This window comes from Endozoicomonas sp. SESOKO2, from assembly GCF_024606245.1.
Lineage (GTDB): Bacteria > Pseudomonadota > Gammaproteobacteria > Pseudomonadales > Endozoicomonadaceae > Endozoicomonas_A.
Genome location: NZ_JAHHPQ010000330.1, coordinates 1 through 1316 on the forward strand (window position 1 = coordinate 1; position 1316 = coordinate 1316).

At 51.3% G+C, this 1316-nt stretch carries 3 protein-coding genes; all 3 read left to right on the top strand.

Annotated elements, in window-relative coordinates; all coding sequences use genetic code 11:
* Positions 1 to 302 (top strand): DUF4845 domain-containing protein (locus KDK17_RS07580; RefSeq protein WP_257287752.1); only part of this gene is annotated, 302 nt, incomplete at its 5' end.
* Complete coding sequence (rnc, locus tag KDK17_RS07585) at positions 299 to 988, top strand: ribonuclease III (protein WP_257280705.1); 690 nt, start codon at positions 299 to 301, stop codon at positions 986 to 988. The genes KDK17_RS07580 and rnc, both read left to right, overlap by 4 nt.
* Positions 985 to 1316: GTPase Era (gene era / locus KDK17_RS07590; RefSeq protein ID WP_257287753.1), on the top strand; the 332-nt coding region annotated here is incomplete at its 3' end. The genes rnc and era, both read left to right, overlap by 4 nt.

Here is a 1316-nt window from a genome sequence, read left to right on the forward strand (position 1 = left end):
TGATCATGTTGACTATCAGGGTGGCACCTGTCTACCTGGATGATTATGCCATCAAGAAAGTCCTGAAGTCTCTGGATACCAAGCCGGGTATTGAGGGAGCAAGCGTGCAGCAGGTAAGAGAGTGGCTCGACAAGGGGTTGCTCACCAACCGGATCCGACTGGAAGGGGAAGAATCCAGTGTCCTGCTGGATAAGGGTAAGTCGGTGGCGGTCCAAATCAACTATGATCGTCGTGTACATCTGATACACAACATTGATCTTGTATTAACTTTTGAACATAACTGGAACACTAAATCTCAGTGAAGACTGATGAACTTGCCCGGCTGGAACGTCGGCTGGGCTATACATTTTCTGATCGCAGCCGACTCGAACTGGCTCTGACCCACAGAAGCTGTGGCAGCCGCAATAATGAACGGCTCGAATTCCTTGGGGATTCGATCGTTAACTTTGTCATCGCAGAAGCTCTGTTTGAGCGCTTTCCTGATGCCCGGGAAGGACAGCTTAGCAGACTGCGTGCCCGTATGGTGCGAGGAGCGACACTGGCTGAAATTGGTCGTGAGTTCCAATTGGGAGACTCTTTGCGACTGGGTTCGGGTGAGTTGAAAAGTGGCGGTTACCGTCGTGAATCGATTCTGGCGGACGCAGTAGAGGCGATTATTGGTGCCATCTATCTGGATGCCGGTATGGAAACTTGCCGAGAGCGTATTCGCAGCTGGTTTGCTGATCGATTGTCAGAGCTCTCCGTAACCGATCAGCAAAACAAGGACCCTAAGACCCGTCTGCAAGAGTATCTTCAGGCTCGTCAGAATCCGCTGCCAAAATATCGGGTATTGAATATTCAGGGTGATGCCCACGATCAGGTGTTTACTGTTGTTTGTGAACTGGAAAGTCTGGATATCACCAGTGAAGGTCAGGGACCCAGTCGTCGTGGGGCAGAGCAGCAGGCTGCCCGTTTTGCGCTGGAAAAACTGCGAGTGGATAATTCATGAATTCAGCCGTGACCGGACCTGAAGCAGTGACTGAAGGTCAACGATGTGGCTATGTCGCTATCGTCGGACGTCCTAATGTAGGTAAATCAACGCTTCTCAACCATATACTGGGACAGAAGCTGTCCATTACCTCACGTCGCCCCCAGACGACACGACATCAGGTTCTCGGTATCAGGACGGAAGGCAATGTGCAGACCATTTTTGTGGATACGCCCGGTATGCATAAAGTGGAAAAGAAGGCCATTAACCGTTATATGAACCGTGCTGCCAGCAGTGCGCTGACCGGTGTTGATGCCGTTGTGTTTGTCGTCGACCGTCTGACCTGGAG